General features: G+C 68.2%; 13 protein-coding genes. 10 read left to right on the top strand and 3 right to left on the bottom strand.

The genetic code is table 11. The features are described 5' to 3' along the window. Positions 1 to 5: 5 nt before the first annotated feature. Complete coding sequence (gene map / locus LRH25_RS11010; protein WP_141287752.1) at positions 6 to 809, bottom strand: type I methionyl aminopeptidase; 804 nt, start codon at positions 807 to 809, stop codon at positions 6 to 8. A 149-nt stretch (positions 810 to 958) separates the two neighbouring features. Between map and purL the strand changes: the two genes are divergently transcribed. Beyond that, entirely contained in the window at positions 959 to 4,996 is a 4,038-nt protein-coding gene (gene purL / locus LRH25_RS11005; RefSeq protein WP_141287751.1) for a phosphoribosylformylglycinamidine synthase, read from the top strand. A 298-nt stretch (positions 4,997 to 5,294) separates the two neighbouring features. On the opposite strand, the gene LRH25_RS11000 is transcribed toward purL, so the two are convergent. Beyond that, positions 5,295 to 6,479: an AI-2E family transporter gene (locus tag LRH25_RS11000; protein ID WP_231011154.1), complete on the bottom strand. Its 1,185-nt coding sequence runs from the start codon at positions 6,477 to 6,479 to the stop codon at positions 5,295 to 5,297. A gap of 291 nt (positions 6,480 to 6,770) precedes the next feature. On the opposite strand from LRH25_RS11000, the gene LRH25_RS10995 reads away from it, so the two are divergent. The 8 genes from LRH25_RS10995 to LRH25_RS10955 all read left to right on the top strand — a co-directional run bounded on the left by LRH25_RS10995 (position 6,771) and on the right by LRH25_RS10955 (position 14,961). After that, entirely contained in the window at positions 6,771 to 7,445 is a 675-nt protein-coding gene (locus tag LRH25_RS10995) for a glycosyltransferase family 2 protein (RefSeq protein WP_231011153.1), read from the top strand. Then, positions 7,442 to 8,506 carry an acyl-CoA dehydrogenase family protein gene (locus LRH25_RS10990; RefSeq protein WP_231011152.1) on the top strand — a complete coding sequence of 355 codons (1,065 nt, stop codon included), beginning with the start codon at positions 7,442 to 7,444 and terminating at the stop codon, positions 8,504 to 8,506. The genes LRH25_RS10995 and LRH25_RS10990 overlap by 4 nt, the downstream gene beginning before the upstream one ends. 1 nt (position 8,507) lies before the next feature. Then, on the top strand, positions 8,508 to 9,320 hold the full coding sequence (locus LRH25_RS10985) for a PIG-L deacetylase family protein (protein ID WP_231011151.1): 813 nt from the start codon (positions 8,508 to 8,510) through the stop codon (positions 9,318 to 9,320). A 9-nt stretch (positions 9,321 to 9,329) separates the two neighbouring features. Continuing rightward, positions 9,330 to 9,941 (top strand): SAM-dependent methyltransferase, encoded by a 612-nt coding sequence (locus LRH25_RS10980; protein ID WP_141288213.1) that lies wholly within the window; start codon positions 9,330 to 9,332, stop codon positions 9,939 to 9,941. A 209-nt stretch (positions 9,942 to 10,150) separates the two neighbouring features. Next, the gene (gene kaiC, locus LRH25_RS10975; protein ID WP_141288212.1) at positions 10,151 to 11,905 is read left to right on the top strand and encodes a circadian clock protein KaiC; all 1,755 of its coding nucleotides are present in this window, start codon (positions 10,151 to 10,153) and stop codon (positions 11,903 to 11,905) included. A 1-nt stretch (position 11,906) separates the two neighbouring features. Next, positions 11,907 to 12,329, top strand: a complete 423-nt coding sequence (locus LRH25_RS33070) for a circadian clock KaiB family protein (RefSeq protein ID WP_141288211.1) — start codon at positions 11,907 to 11,909, stop codon at positions 12,327 to 12,329. Beyond that, entirely contained in the window at positions 12,326 to 12,664 is a 339-nt protein-coding gene (locus LRH25_RS10960; protein ID WP_141288210.1) for a circadian clock KaiB family protein, read from the top strand. The genes LRH25_RS33070 and LRH25_RS10960 overlap by 4 nt, the downstream gene beginning before the upstream one ends. A 5-nt stretch (positions 12,665 to 12,669) precedes the next feature. Further along, a complete protein-coding gene (locus LRH25_RS10955; protein ID WP_141288209.1) occupies positions 12,670 to 14,961 on the top strand; it encodes an ATP-binding protein in 2,292 nt (763 codons plus the stop codon). Positions 14,962 to 15,007: 46 nt separating this feature from the next. Here LRH25_RS10955 and LRH25_RS10950 read toward each other — a convergent pair whose 3' ends face one another. Beyond that, positions 15,008 to 17,422 (bottom strand): catalase, encoded by a 2,415-nt coding sequence (locus LRH25_RS10950; RefSeq protein WP_231011150.1) that lies wholly within the window; start codon positions 17,420 to 17,422, stop codon positions 15,008 to 15,010. 259 nt (positions 17,423 to 17,681) lie between these two features. Between LRH25_RS10950 and LRH25_RS10945 the strand changes: the two genes are divergently transcribed. After that, on the top strand, positions 17,682 to 17,900 hold the full coding sequence (locus tag LRH25_RS10945) for a YMGG-like glycine zipper-containing protein (protein WP_141288994.1): 219 nt from the start codon (positions 17,682 to 17,684) through the stop codon (positions 17,898 to 17,900). Positions 17,901 to 17,924 lie beyond the last annotated feature (24 nt).

Here is a 17,924-nt window from a genome sequence, read left to right as displayed (position 1 = left end):
TTTGTTCAGCCGTTGACGAAGGCCGGCGGGGGCGGGCTGCCTGCGGAAACCGTCAGCACTTCATAGCCGGTCTCGGTCACGACGATGGTGTGTTCCCACTGGGCCGACAGCGAGCGGTCCTTGGTGACGATGGTCCAGCCGTCCCCGGCTTCCTTGATCTCGCGGCGGCCGGCGTTGACCATCGGCTCGATGGTGAAGACCATGCCTGGCACCAACTCTTCCAGCGTGCCCGGGCGGCCATAGTGCAGCACCTGCGGCTCCTCGTGGAACTTCAGGCCGATGCCGTGGCCGCAGAACTCGCGCACGATGGAAAAACCCTGGTTCTCGGTGAAGGTCTGGATCGAATGGCCGATGTCGCCCAGGCGCGCGCCCGGCTTGACCTTGACAATGCCCTTCCACATGGCCTCATACGTCAGCGCGCACAGGCGCTTGGCGGCAATCGAGCCTTCACCCACGACGAACATCCGGCTGGTGTCGCCGTGCCAGCCGTCCTTGATGACGGTGACGTCGATGTTGACGATGTCGCCATTCTTCAGCGGCCTGTCGTTCGGAATGCCGTGGCAGACCTGGTGGTTGATCGAGGTGCAGACCGACTTTGGGTAGGGCGTGTAGCCCGGCGGCTGGTAGTTCAGCGGCGCGGGAATGCCACCCTGCACGTTCACGATGTGGTCGTGGGCCAGCTTGTCCAGCGCTTCGGTCGTGATCCCGGGCTTGACGTACGGGGTCAGCATGTCCAGCACTTCCGAGGCCAGGCGGCCTGCGACGCGCATGCCTTCGATGTCGGCTGCGGATTTCAGGGTGATCGTCATCCACTGATTATCCCATCGCATCGTAAAATGCCGGGTTTCCACGGGCGCAACTGGGGAACCAAGTCAGCAGATGGTGGGCATTCCTGCCGCTGGCTTTGTCACCAGACCCCGCAACCCGCGCCCGCACCGCCGCCAACCGACGGAACCCCATGTCCACAGCTTCCAAGCACCTGATGCACTTCGAGGGCGGCAACGCCCTTTCCGCGTTTCGCGCCGCCGCTTTGCTGCCGGCCCTGCAGGCCGCATGCCCGCGCATCGCTGGCGTGTCCGCCCGCCATGTGCACTGGGTCTGGAGCGACGCCCCGCTGGCGGCCGACGCGCACCAGAAGCTGGCCGAGCTGCTGACCTACGGCGACGCCTACGAGGCGCAGGCCGAGGGCGAACTGATCGTCGTGCTGCCGCGCCTGGGTACCGTCTCGCCCTGGGCCTCGAAGGCGACCGACATCGCCCACAACTGCGGCCTGCCGATCCACCGCGTCGAGCGCGTGACCGAATTCCGCCTCACGCTGAAAAGCGGTTTGATGAGCACGCTGACCGGCGGCAACAAGCCGATGACGGCCGATGAGCGTGCGGCCTGTGCGCTGCTGCTGCACGACCGCATGACCGAAAGCGTGGTCTTCGAGCGCGAAGCCTCGCAGCACTTGTTCGACGACAAGGCCGCCGAGCCACTGGCCCATGTGGACGTGATCGGCCAGGGTCGCGCGGCCTTGGTCAAGGCCAACAGCGAATTCGGCCTGGCGCTGTCCGACGACGAGATCGACTACCTGGTGAGCGCCTTCACCACGCTCAAGCGCAACCCCAGCGACGTCGAGCTGATGATGTTCGCCCAGGCCAACAGCGAACACTGCCGCCACAAGATCTTCAACGCCGAGTTCCGCATTGACGGTGAGGCCCAGCCGCTGTCGATGTTCGGCATGATCCGCAACACCGAGAAGCTGAACTCGCAGCACACCATCATTGCGTACAACGACAACGCCGCGGTGATGGAAGGCGGCCCGGTCGAACGCTGGCTGCCTGAATCCTCAACTGCGGGTTTCACCGACGCCCCGAAGTACGGTGCTCGCGAGGAAACCGCGCACGTGCTGATGAAGGTCGAGACGCACAACCACCCGACCGCCATCTCGCCGTTCCCCGGCGCCTCCACCGGTGCCGGCGGCGAGATCCGCGACGAAGGCGCGACCGGCCGTGGCGCACGCCCCAAGGCGGGCCTGACCGGCTTCAGTGTCTCCAACCTGAACCTGCCCGGCACCAATGAGCCCTGGGAACAAACGCCCTACGGCAAGCCCGAGCACATTGCCAGCCCGCTGCAGATCATGACCGAGGGCCCGCTGGGCGGGGCAGCGTTCAACAACGAATTCGGCCGGCCCGCGCTGGGCGGCTACTTCCGCGTCTACGAGCAGACCGTGGGCGAGGGCGCAGACGGCAGCGAAAACGCCATCCGCCGCGGCTACCACAAGCCCATCATGATCGCCGGCGGCCTGGGCATGATCTCGGACGGCCAGACCAGGAAGCTGCCGTTTGCCGCCGGCACGCTGCTGGTGCAGCTGGGCGGCCCGGGCATGCGCATCGGCATGGGCGGCGGCGCCGCCAGCTCGATGGCGGCCGGCACCAACACCGCGTCGCTGGACTTCGACTCGGTACAGCGTGGCAACCCCGAGATCCAGCGCCGCGCGCAGGAGGTCATCAACCACTGCTGGAGCCTGGGCGAAGGCAATCCCATCGTGGCGATCCACGACGTGGGCGCCGGTGGCATCTCCAACGCCTTCCCGGAGCTGGTGGACGGCGCCGGCAAGGGTGCGCGTTTCGACATGCGCCAGGTGCCGCTGGAAGAATCCGGCCTGGCGCCCAAGGAAATCTGGTGCAACGAGAGCCAGGAGCGCTACACGCTGGCCATCGACCCGTCCAAGCTGGCGCTGTTCGAGCAGATGTGCGAGCGCGAGCGCTGCCCGTTTGCCATCGTCGGCGTGGCGACTGACGAGCCCGAGCTGATCCTCGAAGACGGCCCCGGCGGCGAGCGCGTGATCGACATGCCGATGGACGTGCTGCTGGGCAAGCCGCCCAAGATGCTGCGCGACGTGAAAAGCGTGGCCCGCCAGCTGCCCGCGTTGGATCTGACCGGCGTGCCGCTGGAAAAAGCCGCACGCGACGTGCTGCGCCACCCCACCGTGGCCAGCAAGCGCTTCCTGGTCACCATCGGCGACCGCACCGTGGGCGGCATGAACCACCGCGACCAGATGGTCGGCCCCTGGCAGGTGCCGGTGGCGGACTGCGCCGTGACGCTGGCCGACTACAAGGGCTTCCGCGGCGAGGCCATGAGCATGGGCGAGCGCACGCCGCTGGCCGCACTCGACGCACCGGCCTCCGGCCGCATGGCCGTGGCCGAGGCCATCACCAACCTGCTGGCCGCGCCGTTCGAGCTGAGCCGCGTGAAGCTCAGCTGCAACTGGATGGCCGCCTGCGGCGAGCCGGGTGAAGACGCTGCGCTGTACGAAACCGTCAAAGCCGTGGGCATGGAACTCTGCCCGGCGCTGGGCATCTCGGTGCCGGTCGGCAAGGACAGCCTGTCGATGCGCACCCGCTGGCAGGACGACGGCCAGACCAAGCAAGTGGTCGCGCCGGTCTCGCTGATCGTCACCGCCTTCGCCTCGCTGGAAGACGTGCGTGGCACGCTGACACCGCAGCTGCAGGACGGTGACACCACGCTGATCCTGGTCGACCTCGGCCAGGGCCAGGCCCGCATGGCCGGCTCCATCCTGGCGCAGACGCTGCAGCGCTTCGGCGACAGCGTGCCGGATCTGGACGACCCCGCGCTGCTGAAGAACCTGGTCGCCGCCATCAACGCGCTGCGCAGCGAGGCCAAGCTGCTGGCCTACCACGACCGCTCGGACGGCGGCCTGTGGGCAGCAGCCTGCGAAATGGCCTTTGCCGGCCGCCGCGGCGTGAGCCTGAACGTGGACATGCTGGTCACCGAAGGCGACGGCATTTCCGACAGCCGCGCCGAGATGGGCGACTCGAAGAACTGGGCCAGCCAGGTGAGTGGCCGCCGCGAGGAACTGACGCTGAAGGCGCTGTTCAACGAAGAGCTGGGCGCGCTGATCCAGGTCAAGACCACCGACCGCGACGCCGTGCTGGGCACGCTGCGCGCGCATGGCCTGTCCAAGCACAGCCACGTCGTCGGCAAGACCAACGACAAGGGCGTGATCGAAGTCTGGCGCGATGCCAAGAGCCAGTTCAGTGCGCCGCTGGCCGAGTTGCAGCAGCAGTGGGACGAGGTCAGCTGGCGCATTGCACGCCAGCGCGACAACCCCGTTTGCGCCGACAGCGAACACGCGCTGGCCGGCAGCGGCGACGCAGGCCTGCACCTGTCCTTGACCTTCGACCCGAAGGAAGACGTGGCCGCGCCATTCATCCTGAAGAGCACCACCCGCCCGAAGATCGCCATCCTGCGCGAGCAGGGCGTCAACAGCCACGTGGAGACCAGCTACGTCTTCAACCTGGCCGGCTTCGACGCGCACGACGTGCACATGAGCGACCTGCAGAGCGGCCGCGCCAGGCTGGCCGACTTCAAGGGCTTTGTCGCCTGCGGCGGCTTCAGCTATGGCGACACGCTGGGCGCCGGCGAAGGCTGGGCCCGCTCGGTCATGTTCAACCCCAAGCTGGCCGAAGACTTCGAGGCCTTCTTCGGTCGGCAAGACACTTTCGCGCTGGGCATCTGCAACGGCTGCCAGATGATGGCGGCGCTGTCGCCCATCATCCCCGGCGCGCAGGACTGGCCGAAGTTCACGCGCAACAAGAGCGAGCAGTTCGAAGGCCGGCTGGCGATGGTCGAGGTGCTGGAAAGCCCGTCCATTTTCTTCCAGGGCATGGCCGGCAGCCGCATGCCGATTGCTGTCGCCCACGGTGAAGGTTTTGCCGACTTCTCGCAACGCGGCAACGCGGGAACCGTGAAGCGCGCCATGCGATGGGTCGACGGCAACGGCCAGCCCACCGAGGTCTACCCGCTGAACCCCAACGGCAGCCCCGACGGCCTCACCTCCGTCACCACCGCCGACGGCCGCTTCACCGTGCTGATGCCGCACCCCGAGCGCGTGTTCCGCAATGTGCTGATGAGCTGGACCGGTGGCCCGGTCGACGAGCTGAGCCCGTGGATGCGCATGTTCCGCAATGCCCGTAAGTGGGTGGGCTGAAAGCCTGGTGAAGCCTGAGCGAGATCAGGCCGCCGGGGCGTATTGCTCCGCTCATGTCCTCCGACCAGGCTGCGCCTGCTCTCCCCCTTTACTTCGCTGCGCAACACGCCCCACCGTCCTGATCCGGCACGGGTATTGGCTGTGCGACGGTCGCCAAGTCCAAGCCTTTGCAGGCAAGGGCGTTGGGTGACTGCTGAAGCGAAGTAAAGGAGGAGACTGGGCGCAGTCCAGTCGGGGGAGCGGAAGCAGTTACCCAATGCGTCTGCACGCACCAACCGAAGCAGGACATCCCTGAACTTCAGTTTCCCAGCAGTTCCCCCGCTGGGTGCAGCCCCTTCACCGAGTCACAAAACACCTTCACGATCATCAGGATGGGCACGCCGAGCAGCATGCCCCACACGCCCCAGAGCCAGCCCCAGAACAGGATGCCGATGAAGACGGCCACGGGGTTCAGGCGGCTGGTGCGGCTGGTCAGCCAGGGGGCGAGCAACTGGCCGGTGATGAAGCGGATGCCGAGTGACAGGCCGGCGATCAGCAGGGTGGATTCCAGCGTGCCCAGCTGCATCAGCGCGACCAGCGCCGCGCCGCCGGTCACCACCACGGTGCCCACGTAAGGCACCAGGTTGCAGACGGCGGCGACCAGGCCCCAGACCGCCGCGTGCTGCAGTCCAGCGGCCCAGAAGGCCAGGCCGGTGGTGAGGCCGACGATGGCGCTCAGCACCAGTTGCACCATCAGATAGCGTTGGACCTGGCGCACCACTTCGTCCAGCGCCTGCACGGTGACCTTCTTGTGCGTCAGCGTCGGCCCGGCGAGGCGGACCATCTTGCGGCGGAAGTTGGTGCCGGAGGCGAGCAGGAAATAAGTCAGCAGGCAGACCGCGGCGGCCTGGCCGCCCAGGCCGAGCAGGCCCAGCGTGCCGGTCCACACATAGTCCTTGACGTTGAACTTGGGCTTGACCGTCTGCACCATCAGCACGCCCTTGGTGTTGGCGGCGCTGGCGGTGAGGGCGTTTTCGTCAGCGGCCTGCTCCAGCTGGGCCGCAGCCTTCTGAACACGTTCCAGCGCGCCGGGCTCGTTGCTGTGGCGGGCCTTCAGCGTCTGGCGAAGCTTCTGCGCGGCCTCGGGCAGCGACTCCATCAGCTGCGACGCGTCGTCGGCCAGCGCGTAGCCGGTCCAGCCCAGCCCGCCGACGATGGATGAAACAACCAGCGCGGCGCCCAGCCAGCGCGGCAGCCGCCACCTGGCCAGCCGCGTCACCACCGGCGACAGCGCGTAGTTGAAGATCACGCTGAACAGCACCGGGATGCACACAGCCGCTGCCCAGTGCAGCGTGTAGATGCACAACAGCGTGGCCATGATGGTCAGCGCCGCGGAAGGGCCGGTCGGCCGCCAGCGCGGCGGTGCCACCTGCACATCGACGTGGGCAGGCACCGGCACGGACAAGGTGGCCGGTTCAAGTTCCGCAGCGGGTTGTTGTAGCAAGTGATCCTCCGGCGAACAGCAGGCACGGCTGCGGCCAGGAAGGGACGCTGCCGATGCAGTCGTGGGTTGTTGGCCACGCGACCTTGCGAGGCTACGCCCCGGCGGTCGGCTTTCAAGTCGGCCAGACCGCGCAACGCTTGTAGGCTCAGTCCGATGACGGCCGCGGCACTGCCTTCGCCGCAGCAGTAGGGCCCAGCCTACGCAAAGGCCCGCCTGCGGCCGACGCTGGGAGACAGGCCGCGCTTTGATACTCGGTCCCGTCTGGCCGCCGGTCAGTGGTTGGAGAAGCTCTTGCTCGCTGTCATCGTGCCTGCGCACAACGAAGAGGCTCACCTGGATGCCTGCCTGGCCGCGCTGCGGTTGGCCACCGCCTGCCCCGAGCTCCATGGCGAGCCCGTGGCCTTGATCGTGGCGCTGGACAGCTGCAGCGACCGCAGCGAAGCCATTGCGCTGCGCCACGGCGCCGAGGTCATCGCGGTTCAGGCACGCAACGTCGGTGCTGCCAGGGCTGCCGGTGCGATGCGTGCGCTGTCGCTCGGTGCCCGCTGGCTGGCCTTCACTGACGCCGACACCCTGGTCGCGCCCGATTGGCTCAGCACCCAGCTGGATCTGAATTGCGACGCCGTTTGCGGCACCGTGGCCATCACCGACTGGGGCTTGCACTGCGAGGCAACCCGCCGCCACCACGACGCGCTCTACACCGACGCCGATGGCCACCGGCACATCCACGGTGCCAACCTCGCCGTCAGTGCGCGGGCCTATGTGGACGCAGGCGGCTTCCCGCCGCTGGTCAGCAGCGAAGACGTGGCGCTGGTGGCCGCGCTGCAGCAGCGTGGCGCGCGCATCGCCTGGTCGGCCCGGCCCCGGGTGACGACCAGTGCGCGGCGCGACCACCGAGCGCCGGCCGGCTTCGGCGCAACGCTGCTGCGCATGGCGCATGAGCTGAGCCGGGAGTCAGCCGAATGAACGCCCCCGGCATTCAGGCCGACGCCGCTTTTGCCGGGCTGTTGCCACGGCTTGACGGCGCGCTGGGCGAGCTCGACCCGCAGACCACCCCGGCGCACGCGCTGGCCCGGCTGTTGGCCGCCGGGCTGGACACGCTGCCGCTGCCCGGCCACGGGCAGACGCTGCTGCGCTGGCAGGCGCTGGCCCGAGTCGCTGCCTTCGACCTGTCGCTTGCCAAGCTCTACGAGGGCCACACCGACGCGCTGGCCATCCTGCACGAGCTCAAGGCCGAACCCTTTCCCGACACCCGCTGCGCATGGGGCGTGTGGGCCGCCGAGCCGCCGGGTGCACGTGTCACGCTGTACGAGCGGCCGGATGGCACGCTGCGACTGAGTGGCCTGAAGTGCTGGTGCTCGGGCGCGGCCAGCGGCAGCCATGCCTTGCTCACGGCCTGGCCGGAAGGCGACCGGGCAGGGCACGGGCCGCAACTGGTCGCGGTGGCGCTGCGTCAGCCTGGGGTGTCGGTCTCTGCACAGGCGTGGCAGGCGGTTGGCATGGCCGGCAGTGCAAGCCTGGACGTGAGCTTCGATGCGGTGCTGGCGGTGCGCGTGGGCCAGCCGGGCGACTACCTGTCGCGGCCCGGCTTCTGGCACGGCGGCGCCGGCATTGCAGCCTGCTGGTATGGCGGCGCGCAAGCCGTGGCGCGAGCCTTGTACGCCCAGCTCAGCTCGCCGAATGCCAGCCGTGACGCCTTGCGGCTGGCGGCGCTCGGCAAGGTCGACGTGGCGCTGCAGGCCACGGCCGCGCTGCTGCGCCAGGCGGCGGCGAGCATCGACGCCCAGCCGCAGGTGCAGGCCCGTGCGCTGGCCTTGCGCGTGCGGCAATCGGCCGAAGCCTGCGCCCGGCAGGTGCTGGACGAAGTGGGTCGCACCCTGGGTGCCGGCCCGTTCTGCCGTGATGCGCATTTCGCCCGCCTGGCCGCCGACCTGCCCGTCTTCATCCGCCAAAGCCATGCCGAACGCGATCTGGCGGCGCTCGGCGAAAACCTGCTCACGCCAGCCACCGAACCCTGGAGCCTGTGACATGGACCTGCAAACCTTCTCCGACATTGCGCCCCAGATCGCATCCGATCCTGGCTTGCCCGAGCGCGCCATCCGTGGCGAAGGCACCGATGAAGCCACCTGGCTGGACTGGCCCGGCATGGCCAGGCTGCCGGCGCTGGACCTGGCCACCTGGTTGCCCGCGAACTGCCGCCTGGTGGTGGTGGCTCCGCATCCGGACGATGAAGTGCTGGCCTGCGGTGGCCTGCTGGCACGCCATGCCGGGCAGGGGGGCGACAGCCTCGTGATTGCCGTGAGCGACGGCGAAGCCAGCCACGGCGACCGCGACCCGTGGCCGGCCGAAGTACTGGGCCCCGTGCGCCGGTCCGAGAGCGACGCCGGCCTGGCCAGGCTGGGCGTCTCGCCAGCCGCGGTCGTGCGGCTGGGTCTGCCGGACGGGCAGATTGCGCGGCACGAAGGCGCGCTGCAGGTGCGGCTCGCGGCGCTGCTGCGCGCGTCGCCGGTGCCGGACCTGGTGATCAGCACCTGGTCGCAGGACGGGCACCCGGACCACGAGGCCTGCGGCCGCGCCGCCGAGGCCGCGGCGCGCCAGCTCGGCTGCCGCTTCGCCGCGGCGCCGGTGTGGATGTGGCACTGGGCCAGGCCGGACGATGCCCGGGTGCCATGGCAGCGCCTGCATGCCTTGCCGCTTGCCATCGCACCGCGCGCCGCCAAGCTGCAGGCGCTGGCCGCGCACAGCAGCCAGCTCACGCCCAGGCCTGGCGACGAACTGCCGGTGCTGGGCGAGCAGATCATTGCGCGTGCCGGGCGGCATGCCGAATTCTTCTTCTGCTGAAGGCACGGCATGGCCCCGACCCGCGACGACTTCGAGGCCATGTTCGCCGCCGAAGAAGACCCCTGGCATTTTCGCTCGACCTGGTACGAACACAGGAAGCGCGCGCTGACCATGGCCTGCCTGCCGGCGCCACGCTACCGGTTCGCCTTCGAGCCCGGCTGCGCCAACGGCGAGCTCAGCCGGCTGCTGGCACTGCGCTGCGAACAGCTGTGCTGCAGCGACGGTGTGCCGCGTGCGGTGCAGATCGCCCGCGAACGCCTGGCGGACCAGCCGCATGTGCAGGTCAGCCAGGGCTGGGTGCCGCAGGACTGGCCGGTCGGGCAGTTCGACCTGATCGTGCTCAGCGAATTTGTGTATTACCTGACCCTGCCCGAGTTCCAGCAACTGCTGCAGCGCCTGCGCAGTGGCTTGCTGCCAGGCGGCACCGTGCTGGCCTGCCACTGGCGCCCGCAGATCGATGGCTGCGCGCTGGATGCCGATGGCTTGCACCAGCGCCTGCATGGCGCGCTGGACCTGAGCCGGCTGAGCAGCCTGGTCGAGCCGGACTTCCGCATTGACGTGTGGTGCGGCGACGCGCGCTCCGTCGCCCAGCGCGATCAATTGCGCAGCTCCAGCGCTTGAGCGCCAAGGCGCAACGGGCGTGGGCACACCGTGTGCCCCGGAGTTCAACGGTTTCGCATTTTGGAGCGCAGGGCTGATGGATTTCCGCGAACTTGCATGGCTTGCTGTCGTTCTGACAAACACGTTGCCGGGGGCGTCACAGCCGTGGGCCCGAAGATCGCCCGGCCGTCTCAGGCTGCGCCCTCACAGCAAGTTCCATCATTCCATCCATGCCACGTCAACCGACTTCCCCATCTGAAAGCTTTGTCCAGTCGATCTCCAAGGTGCCGACCGGCATTGCCGGCCTGGACGAGTTGACCCAGGGCGGCCTTCCCGCGGGGCGGCCCACGCTGGTGTGCGGCGCTGCCGGGTCTGGCAAGACCATGCTGGCCGCAGAATTTCTGGTGCGGGGCGCGTCCCAGTTCAGGGAGCCCGGTGTCTTCATGCTGTTTGAAGAAACCGCCGCCGAACTCACCGAGAACATGCGCTCGCTGGGTTTTGACCTTGCGAAGCTGCAGCGCCAGAAGAAGATCGCCATCGACTTCGTGCGCGTGGAGCGCAGCGAGATCGAGGAAACCGGCGAATATGACCTGGAAGGATTGTTCATTCGCCTGGGTCATGCGGTCGACCGCATCGGCGCCAAGCGGGTCGTGCTGGACACCATCGAGGCGCTGTTCGCCGGCGTGTCCAACCACGCCATCCTTCGCGCGGAGTTGCGTCGCCTGTTCCGCTGGCTCAAGGACAGGGGGCTCACGGCCGTCATCACCGGCGAGAGGGGCGAAAGCAGCTTCACGCGCTACGGTCTCGAGGAATACGTGGCCGATTGCGTGATCCTGCTGGACCAGCGCATCGCCAACCAGATCTCGACCCGGCGGCTGCGGGTGGTGAAGTACCGCGGCTCTGCACACGGCACCAACGAATATCCGTTCCTGATCGGCACCAACGGGATCTCCGTGCTGCCGATCACGTCGCTTGCGCTTCTGCACACGGCCTCTCACGAGCGCGTGCCCACGGGCATCCCGGGCCTGGATCAGATGCTCGGCGGGTTGGGCTTCTACCGGGGCAGCAGCGTGCTCATTTCGGGTGCCCCGGGGACCGGAAAGAGCAGCGTTGCCGCCAGCTTTGCCGACGCCGCCTGCGCACGGGGCGAGCGCGCTTTGCTCTTTTCCTACGAAGAGTCCAGGAGCCAGCTGCTGCGCAACATGCAGTCCATCGGGCTGGACCTGCAGCACTGGATCGACAAGGGCCTGCTCCACGTCGAGGCGACCCGGCCCACGCTGCATGGACTGGAACAGCACCTGGTGCACATGTACGACCTGGTCCGCGCATTCAAGCCCGACGTGGTGGCGGTCGACCCGATCAGCAACCTCACCGCGGGCGGCGACGACGCTGGCCTGCAGCTGACCCTGATGCGGCTGATCGACTTCCTCAAGACCTCCAACGCCACGGCAATGTTCACCACCCTGACGCCGGACGGTGGCCCGCAGGCCGTCGCGTCTTCGGAAGTCGGCGTGTCGTCGCTGATGGACAGCTGGCTGCTGCTCACCAACCTCGCTTACAACGGCGAGCGCACCCGCACCTTGCAGGTCCTGAAGTCGCGCGGCATGGCGCACTCGAACCAGGTCCGCGAATTCACGTTCTCCGATGAAGGCGTCGGCCTGGTCGACGTCTACCTGCACGGCGACCAGGTGCTGACCGGCACCGCCCGCATTGCCCACGAAGCACGGTTCCAGGCGGCCACCGACCTGCGGGGCCGCGACCACGCACGCCGCATGCGCGACCTGGCGAACCGCCGCAAGGCGCTGGATGCACAGATCGCGAGCCTGCTGCTGGAAGCCGATGAGCGCGCCGGCGAGGTCGAATTTGCCATCGCCCGCGAGACTTTCGAAGCCGAGGGCATCGCTGCGCGGGTCCGCGACATTGCCCAAGCGCGCGCTGCCCCGCCGCCCAAGGTCACCAAACGCAGCAAGTCGGGTGGGGCCTGAGATGGCAGGCAAGACCGCAGGCGTCAAGACAGTGGCGGTCAAGCGCGCCGGGCCGAAGGTTGCGAAACCGACAGCTGCCGAACCGGCGGCGGCCAAGGCCAAGCTTGCCGGACCGAAAGCCGCGAAGCCGGCAGGCAAGCCCGAGTGGCAGCTGCGGCTTTACGTGGCTGGCAACACCGCCAAGTCCACCGCTGCGCTCGAGAACCTGAAGCGGCTTTGCGAGACCCACCTTGCCGGCCGCTACAGCATCGAAGTGGTGGACCTGCTGGTCAACCCCAGGCTGGCCGCGGGTGACCAGATCCTTGCGGTGCCGACGCTGGTGCGCAAGTTCCCGGAGCCCATCCGCAAGATCATTGGCGACCTGTCGAACGAGGAACGGGTGCTGGTCGGCCTGGATGTCCGGCCCATCGTGGCGAGAGCATGACCCAGCCTTCCGCGCAACAGGGCTCGTCTTCCGAGGCAAGCCTCGCCGAAGATGGCAGGCATGTGTATCGCCTGTACGTGAGTTCGGCGTCGCCGGTGTCTTCGAGGGCCATCGTGAACGCCCGGGTCTTCTTCGATGCCCATCTCCCGGGAAAGCATCGCCTGGAGGTGCTCGACATTGCCTCCCATGTCGAAGCTGCCCGCGGCGACCAGATCGTGGCATCGCCGACCCTCATCCGATTGTTGCCGCTGCCTCGCCGCCAATTCATTGGCGACATGTCCAACACTGAACGGCTTCGGAGCACGCTGGGCCTGAAACCGTTGGATCCTGTCTGACCGCGATGCCATCCTCCATCGACAGCCCGCGCCAGGCGAATGCCTCCACGTCGGACCTGAAGGCGCTCGCAGCGGAAAACGCCGAGCTGAGGATCCGCCTGGGCGAGCTGGAGGACACGATAGGCTCCATCCAGCGTGGCGACGTGGATGCCATCGTGGTCAACGACGACATCTACGTGCTGGAAAGCGCGCACGCGGCCACCAACCGTCTTCGGCAGGACGTGCTGGGCCAGATGGACGACGCGGTCTTCGCATTCGACACCTCGGACCACGTCATCTACATGAATGCCGCGGCAGAGCGCCGCTACGGCGTGCTGGCGGCCGAGGTGCTGGGCCGTGGCCGGCACGAGGTGTTCACCGAGGCTGCGGCGAGTGTCTTGGGCGAGATGGACGCAGGTGCACCAGACAATGGCCGCCAGCGCGTCTCAGCCGTTCACCGGCTGGCCGATGGCGGCAGCATCGAGGTCGAGTCCAGCGTCTCGTCGTTGAAGGATGCGTCGGGCAGCGTCATCGGCACCTTGGCCGTCATGCGCGACGTGTCCGAGCGGCGCCGGGCGGACATGCGCCAGGGCGCCCTGATCCGCCTGAGCGACCGTTTTCGGGAGCTGGATGAAACGGCGGAGCTGGAGTTCGATGCCGCGGAGATCGTCAGCGAAGTCCTGGGGGCCAGCCGTGTGGGCTTCGGCACATGGGACGATGCCGGCGAGATGCTGCAGGTGCGGCGGGACTGGACGGCCCCTGGCGTGCAGTCCTTGGCGGGCGCCGTGCCGCTGCGCGAATACGGCTCTTTCGTCGACTCGCTGAAGAAGGGTGAGGTCATCTGCATCGCCGACGTACGGCAGGACGTGCGCACGGCCATGTCGGCCGGCGTGCTGGAGCGCCTGGGCAGCCGCTCGTTCATGAACGTGCCGTTGATGGAGCAGGGGCGGCTGGTGGCCGTGATGTTCGTCAACCATGCGCAGGTTCGCCAGTGGTCCGCGGAGGAGGTTCACCTGCTCCGCGAGGTGGCCGAAAGGACGCGTGCGGTGATGGAGCGGGCCCGCAATGCAGCGGCGCTGCGGGCGAGCGAACAGCGCCTGCGCGAGGCCAACGAGACGCTGGAAGCCCGCGTGCAGTCCCGAACGCAGGAACTGCAGCGCGCGGAAGACGCGCTGCGCCAGGCCCAGAAGATGGAAGCCGTGGGCCAGCTCACCGGCGGCATTGCCCACGACTTCAACAACCTGCTGGCTTCGATGAGTGCCAGCCTGCAGGTGCTGCAGCGCAAGCTGGCGCAGGGCAAGCTGGACGGCGCGGAGCGCTACATCGGCATTGGCCGGGATTCGGTGCGCAGGGCCGCCGCACTGACCCAGCGCCTGCTGGCCTTTGCGCGCCGCCAGACGCTCGATCCCAAGCCAACCGACGTGAACCGGCTGGTCGCCGGCATGGCGGACCTGATCGCCCGCTCGGTAGGCCCGAACGTGGAGGTCGAAGTGGTGGGCGCGGCGAGTCTCTGGCCGACTCGGGTCGACCCCTCGCAGCTGGAAAACTCGCTGCTCAACCTGTGCATCAATGCCCGCGATGCGATGCAGCCCGACGGTGGCCGGGTAATCATCGAAACCGCCAACAAGTGGCTGGACGAGCGCGCAGCCGAGGAACACGATCTGCCGGTCGGGCAATACGTCGCCCTGTCGGTGACTGACACGGGTTCCGGCATGGCCCCGGCCGTCATCGAGCGCGTGTTCGACCCCTTCTTCACGACCAAGCCCTTGGGGCAGGGCACCGGGCTGGGCCTGTCCATGGTCTACGGCTTCGTGCGGCAATCAGGAGGGCAGGTGCGCATCTATTCGGAGCTGGGCCGCGGCACCACGATGTGCCTGTACCTGCCGCGCCACGTTGGCGCTGCGCAGGACGAGGAGGACGCCAGCGCCGTGGCCGCTGTCGAGACAGGCGACGGCGAGACCATCCTGGTCATCGAAGACGAAGAGAACATCCGCCAGCTCGTCGCCGAGGTGCTTCAGGAGGCCGGATACCACGTGATCTGCCGGGCGGACGGGCCCAGCGGGCTGGCGGCGCTGCAGTCGAACGTCCGGGTCGACCTGCTGGTGACCGACGTTGGCCTTCCCGGCGGGCTCAATGGCCGCCAAGTGGCCGACCAGGCTCGCGTCGATCGGCCGGAACTCAAGGTGCTGTTCATCACCGGCTATGCCGAGAACGCAGCCGTCGGCAACGGGCTTCTGGCGCCTGGCATGTCCGTCATGACCAAGCCCTTCGAGGTGGCGGAGCTGGCGCACAAGGTCCGCCTGATGACCACCGAGTGAATGGCGGCCGTCACCGCGACAGGCACGGTGACGGCCGCCAGCTGACTCAGACCCGCGGCGGGTCGGTTTCCCGTGCAGGATGGCGGTGCAGCGCCAGTGCTGCAATGAAGGCCTTCGCCGCAGCAGCCGCATCGCCACCCGCTTGCTCGATCACGCCGGGGTCCGCGCTGCCATCGGGCAGGTTGCGCGGTATGCCCGCCTGGTCCAGCAGCGCGCTGGCTTCGCCCAGGGCCAGCAGCGTCTTGCCATGCCGGTACTGGTTGACGATGAACTCCTGCGTGTGGCCGAGCTGCGAGAGCGCGCCCACGGCGGCTTCACCGGCCGGCAGCACCACCGCGTCGAACACCACCGGCGGCGAGTTCTCCAGCGTGCCGCGCACGGCCAGCTTGCTGCCGTCCGCCGCGATCACGTTGCCCAGCTTGGGTGCGATCAAGGTGACCGCAGCCTGCTCGGCCTCCAGCGCGCTTTTCACCGCGGCCAGCGCGGCGCCGTCCACGCCGTCGGCCACCAGCATGGCCACCTGGCGCGTGGCAATGCGGCCGTCGCCCGGGAAGGCCTTTTGCGACAGCCTGGCCGATTGCGTGACCTCGGGCTTGGCCGGCGTTTCAAGCGCGCGTGGCAGTGGGGCCGGCACGTCAATGCCCAGGCCTTCCGCCACCGCGGCTGCCAGTTCAGGCGACACGTTGACCAGCGAAGCCACCATGCGCTCGCGGATGGCCGGCACCGTCAGCTTGCTCAGCTCGAAGCGGAAGCCGGCGGCCAGGTGGCGCTGCTCCGGCGGGGTGAGCGAGTCGAAGAACAGGCTGGCCTGGGTGTAGTGGTCGGCAAACTTCTCGGGCTTGCCGCGCACCTTGTCTTCCTGCACTGGCTGCGGGAAGGACACAAAGCCCTTCATCGCGCCAGCCTGGAACGGGCAGCCGCCTGCCAGCGAGTTGGGCTCGTAGGCCACGCGGCCACGGTTCACGGTGCGGCGGTGCATGCCGTCGCGCTGGTTGTTGGCGACAGGCGCCAGCGGCGCGTTGATCGGCAGCTCGTGGAAGTTCGGCCCGCCCAGGCGCGAGATCTGCGTGTCCACGTAGGAGTGGATGCGGCCGGCCAGCAGCGGGTCGTTGCTGAAGTCGATGCCGGGCACCACGTGGGCCACGCAGAAGGCCACCTGCTCGGTTTCGGCGAAGAAGTTGTCCGGGTTGCGGTTCAGCACCATGCGGCCCACCGGGCGCACCGGCACCAGCTCCTCCGGCACGATCTTGGTGGCGTCCAGCACGTCGAAGCTGAACTGTTCGGCCTGCTCCTCGCTGAAGACCTGCAGGCCCAGTTCCCATTCCGGGTACTGGCCGCTCTCGATGGCCTCCCACAGGTCGCGCCGGTGGAAGTCCGGGTCCATGCCGGCGATCTTCAGTGCCTCGTCCCAGACCAGCGAATGCACGCCGAGCTTGGGCGTCCAGTGGAACTTGACGAACTGCGACTGGCCTTGTTCGTTCACCAGCCGGTAGCTGTGCACGCCGAAGCCCTGCATCATGCGGTAGCTGCGCGGAATCGCCCGGTCGCTCATGGCCCACATCAGCACGTGCGTGCTCTCGGGCATCAGCGAGACGAAGTCCCAGAAGGTGTCGTGCGCCGAGGCGGCCTGCGGCATGCCGTGGTGCGGCTCGGGCTTCACCGCGTGGATCAGGTCCGGGAACTTCATCGCGTCCTGGATGAAGAAGACCGGGATGTTGTTGCCCACCAGGTCCCAGTTGCCTTCGTCGGTGTAGAACTTGACCGCGAAGCCGCGGATGTCGCGCGCGGTGTCCACCGAGCCGCGCTCGCCGGCCACGGTGGAGAAGCGCGTGAACAGCGGCGTGATCTTGCCGGCGGCCTGGAAGGGCGCGGCCTTGGTCAGGTCCGGGATCGCCTCGTAGCACTCGAAGAAACCGTGTGCCGCCGAGCCGCGGGCATGCACGATGCGCTCCGGGATGCGCTCATGGTCGAAGTGCGTGATCTTCTCGCGCAGGATGAAGTCTTCCAGCAGTGCCGGGCCGCGCAGGCCGGCCTTCAGCGAGTTCTGGTTGTCGGCAATCGCCACGCCCTGGTTGGTCGTCAGCACCTGGCCGCTGGCGTCGGCGCGCGCGGCTTCCAGGTCGCCTTGCCAGGCGTTGGTGCCAGGGGCATGCGGGCCACGCGTCTTGTCCGAGGCATTGGCTTCGCTCAGCGTGCTGGCCGAGACGACCGGTTGCGCCCCGTCTGCGTGCTGGCCTTCCGGCGGCGAGATGGCGTTCGCGTGGCCGATCTCGCCTGGCTTATTGCTGTTGTGCGGCAGGCTGGCCACCAGCGCCTGCGCGGCACTGGCCTGGGTGGCAATGCCGTCGGGTCCAGGCTGGGCGGCGCCCTCGCTGGCGCCAGCGGCACCGCGGCTGGCCGCAGCGGGCCGGGTGGGCGCAGCGGTGGGCGGGCTGGCGGAGCGAGCGTCGGTCTTTTTCATGGGAGTCCTTTGAGCGGAGGTTGGCGCGGTCGCGCACGATCGTTTTGCCCCAGGGCAAGCGAGGTGCCGCGCCTGCAGGGCCACATGGGTTGCAAAGACCTGCCTGGCCGCGCGTCGTCCTGGTCTGACAGCCGGAGAGGGCCATGACCGATGAGCGAGATGCTTGCGCAGGTCCAGACTCCACATCACTGACCTCGGCACATGGGTCGGCGCCTGATCCAGGCATCGCAGTGCCGCCAACCCCAAAGGAGTTCACACCATGTCTTCATCCCTCCGTCTGGCCGCCGTGGCCGCCCTGAGCGCCTCGCTGATTTCGCTGACGGCTTGCGCCGGCATGTCCAACCAGACCCGTGACACGGCAGTCGGTGCCGGCCTCGGCGCGATTGCAGGTTCCGTCATCACCGGCGGCACCACCGGCGGCGCTGTTGCTGGCGGCGTCATCGGTGGCGTGATCGGCAACGAAAACAGCAAGAAGTAATTCCTGCTTCGAGTTCGCGGCCTG

Origin of the sequence: Ideonella azotifigens, from assembly GCF_021043325.1 — a bacterium.
Classification (GTDB): domain Bacteria; phylum Pseudomonadota; class Gammaproteobacteria; order Burkholderiales; family Burkholderiaceae_C; genus Ideonella; species Ideonella azotifigens.
The sequence above is the reverse complement of the archived record's forward strand: the minus strand, read 5'-3'. Positions and strand labels throughout refer to the sequence as shown.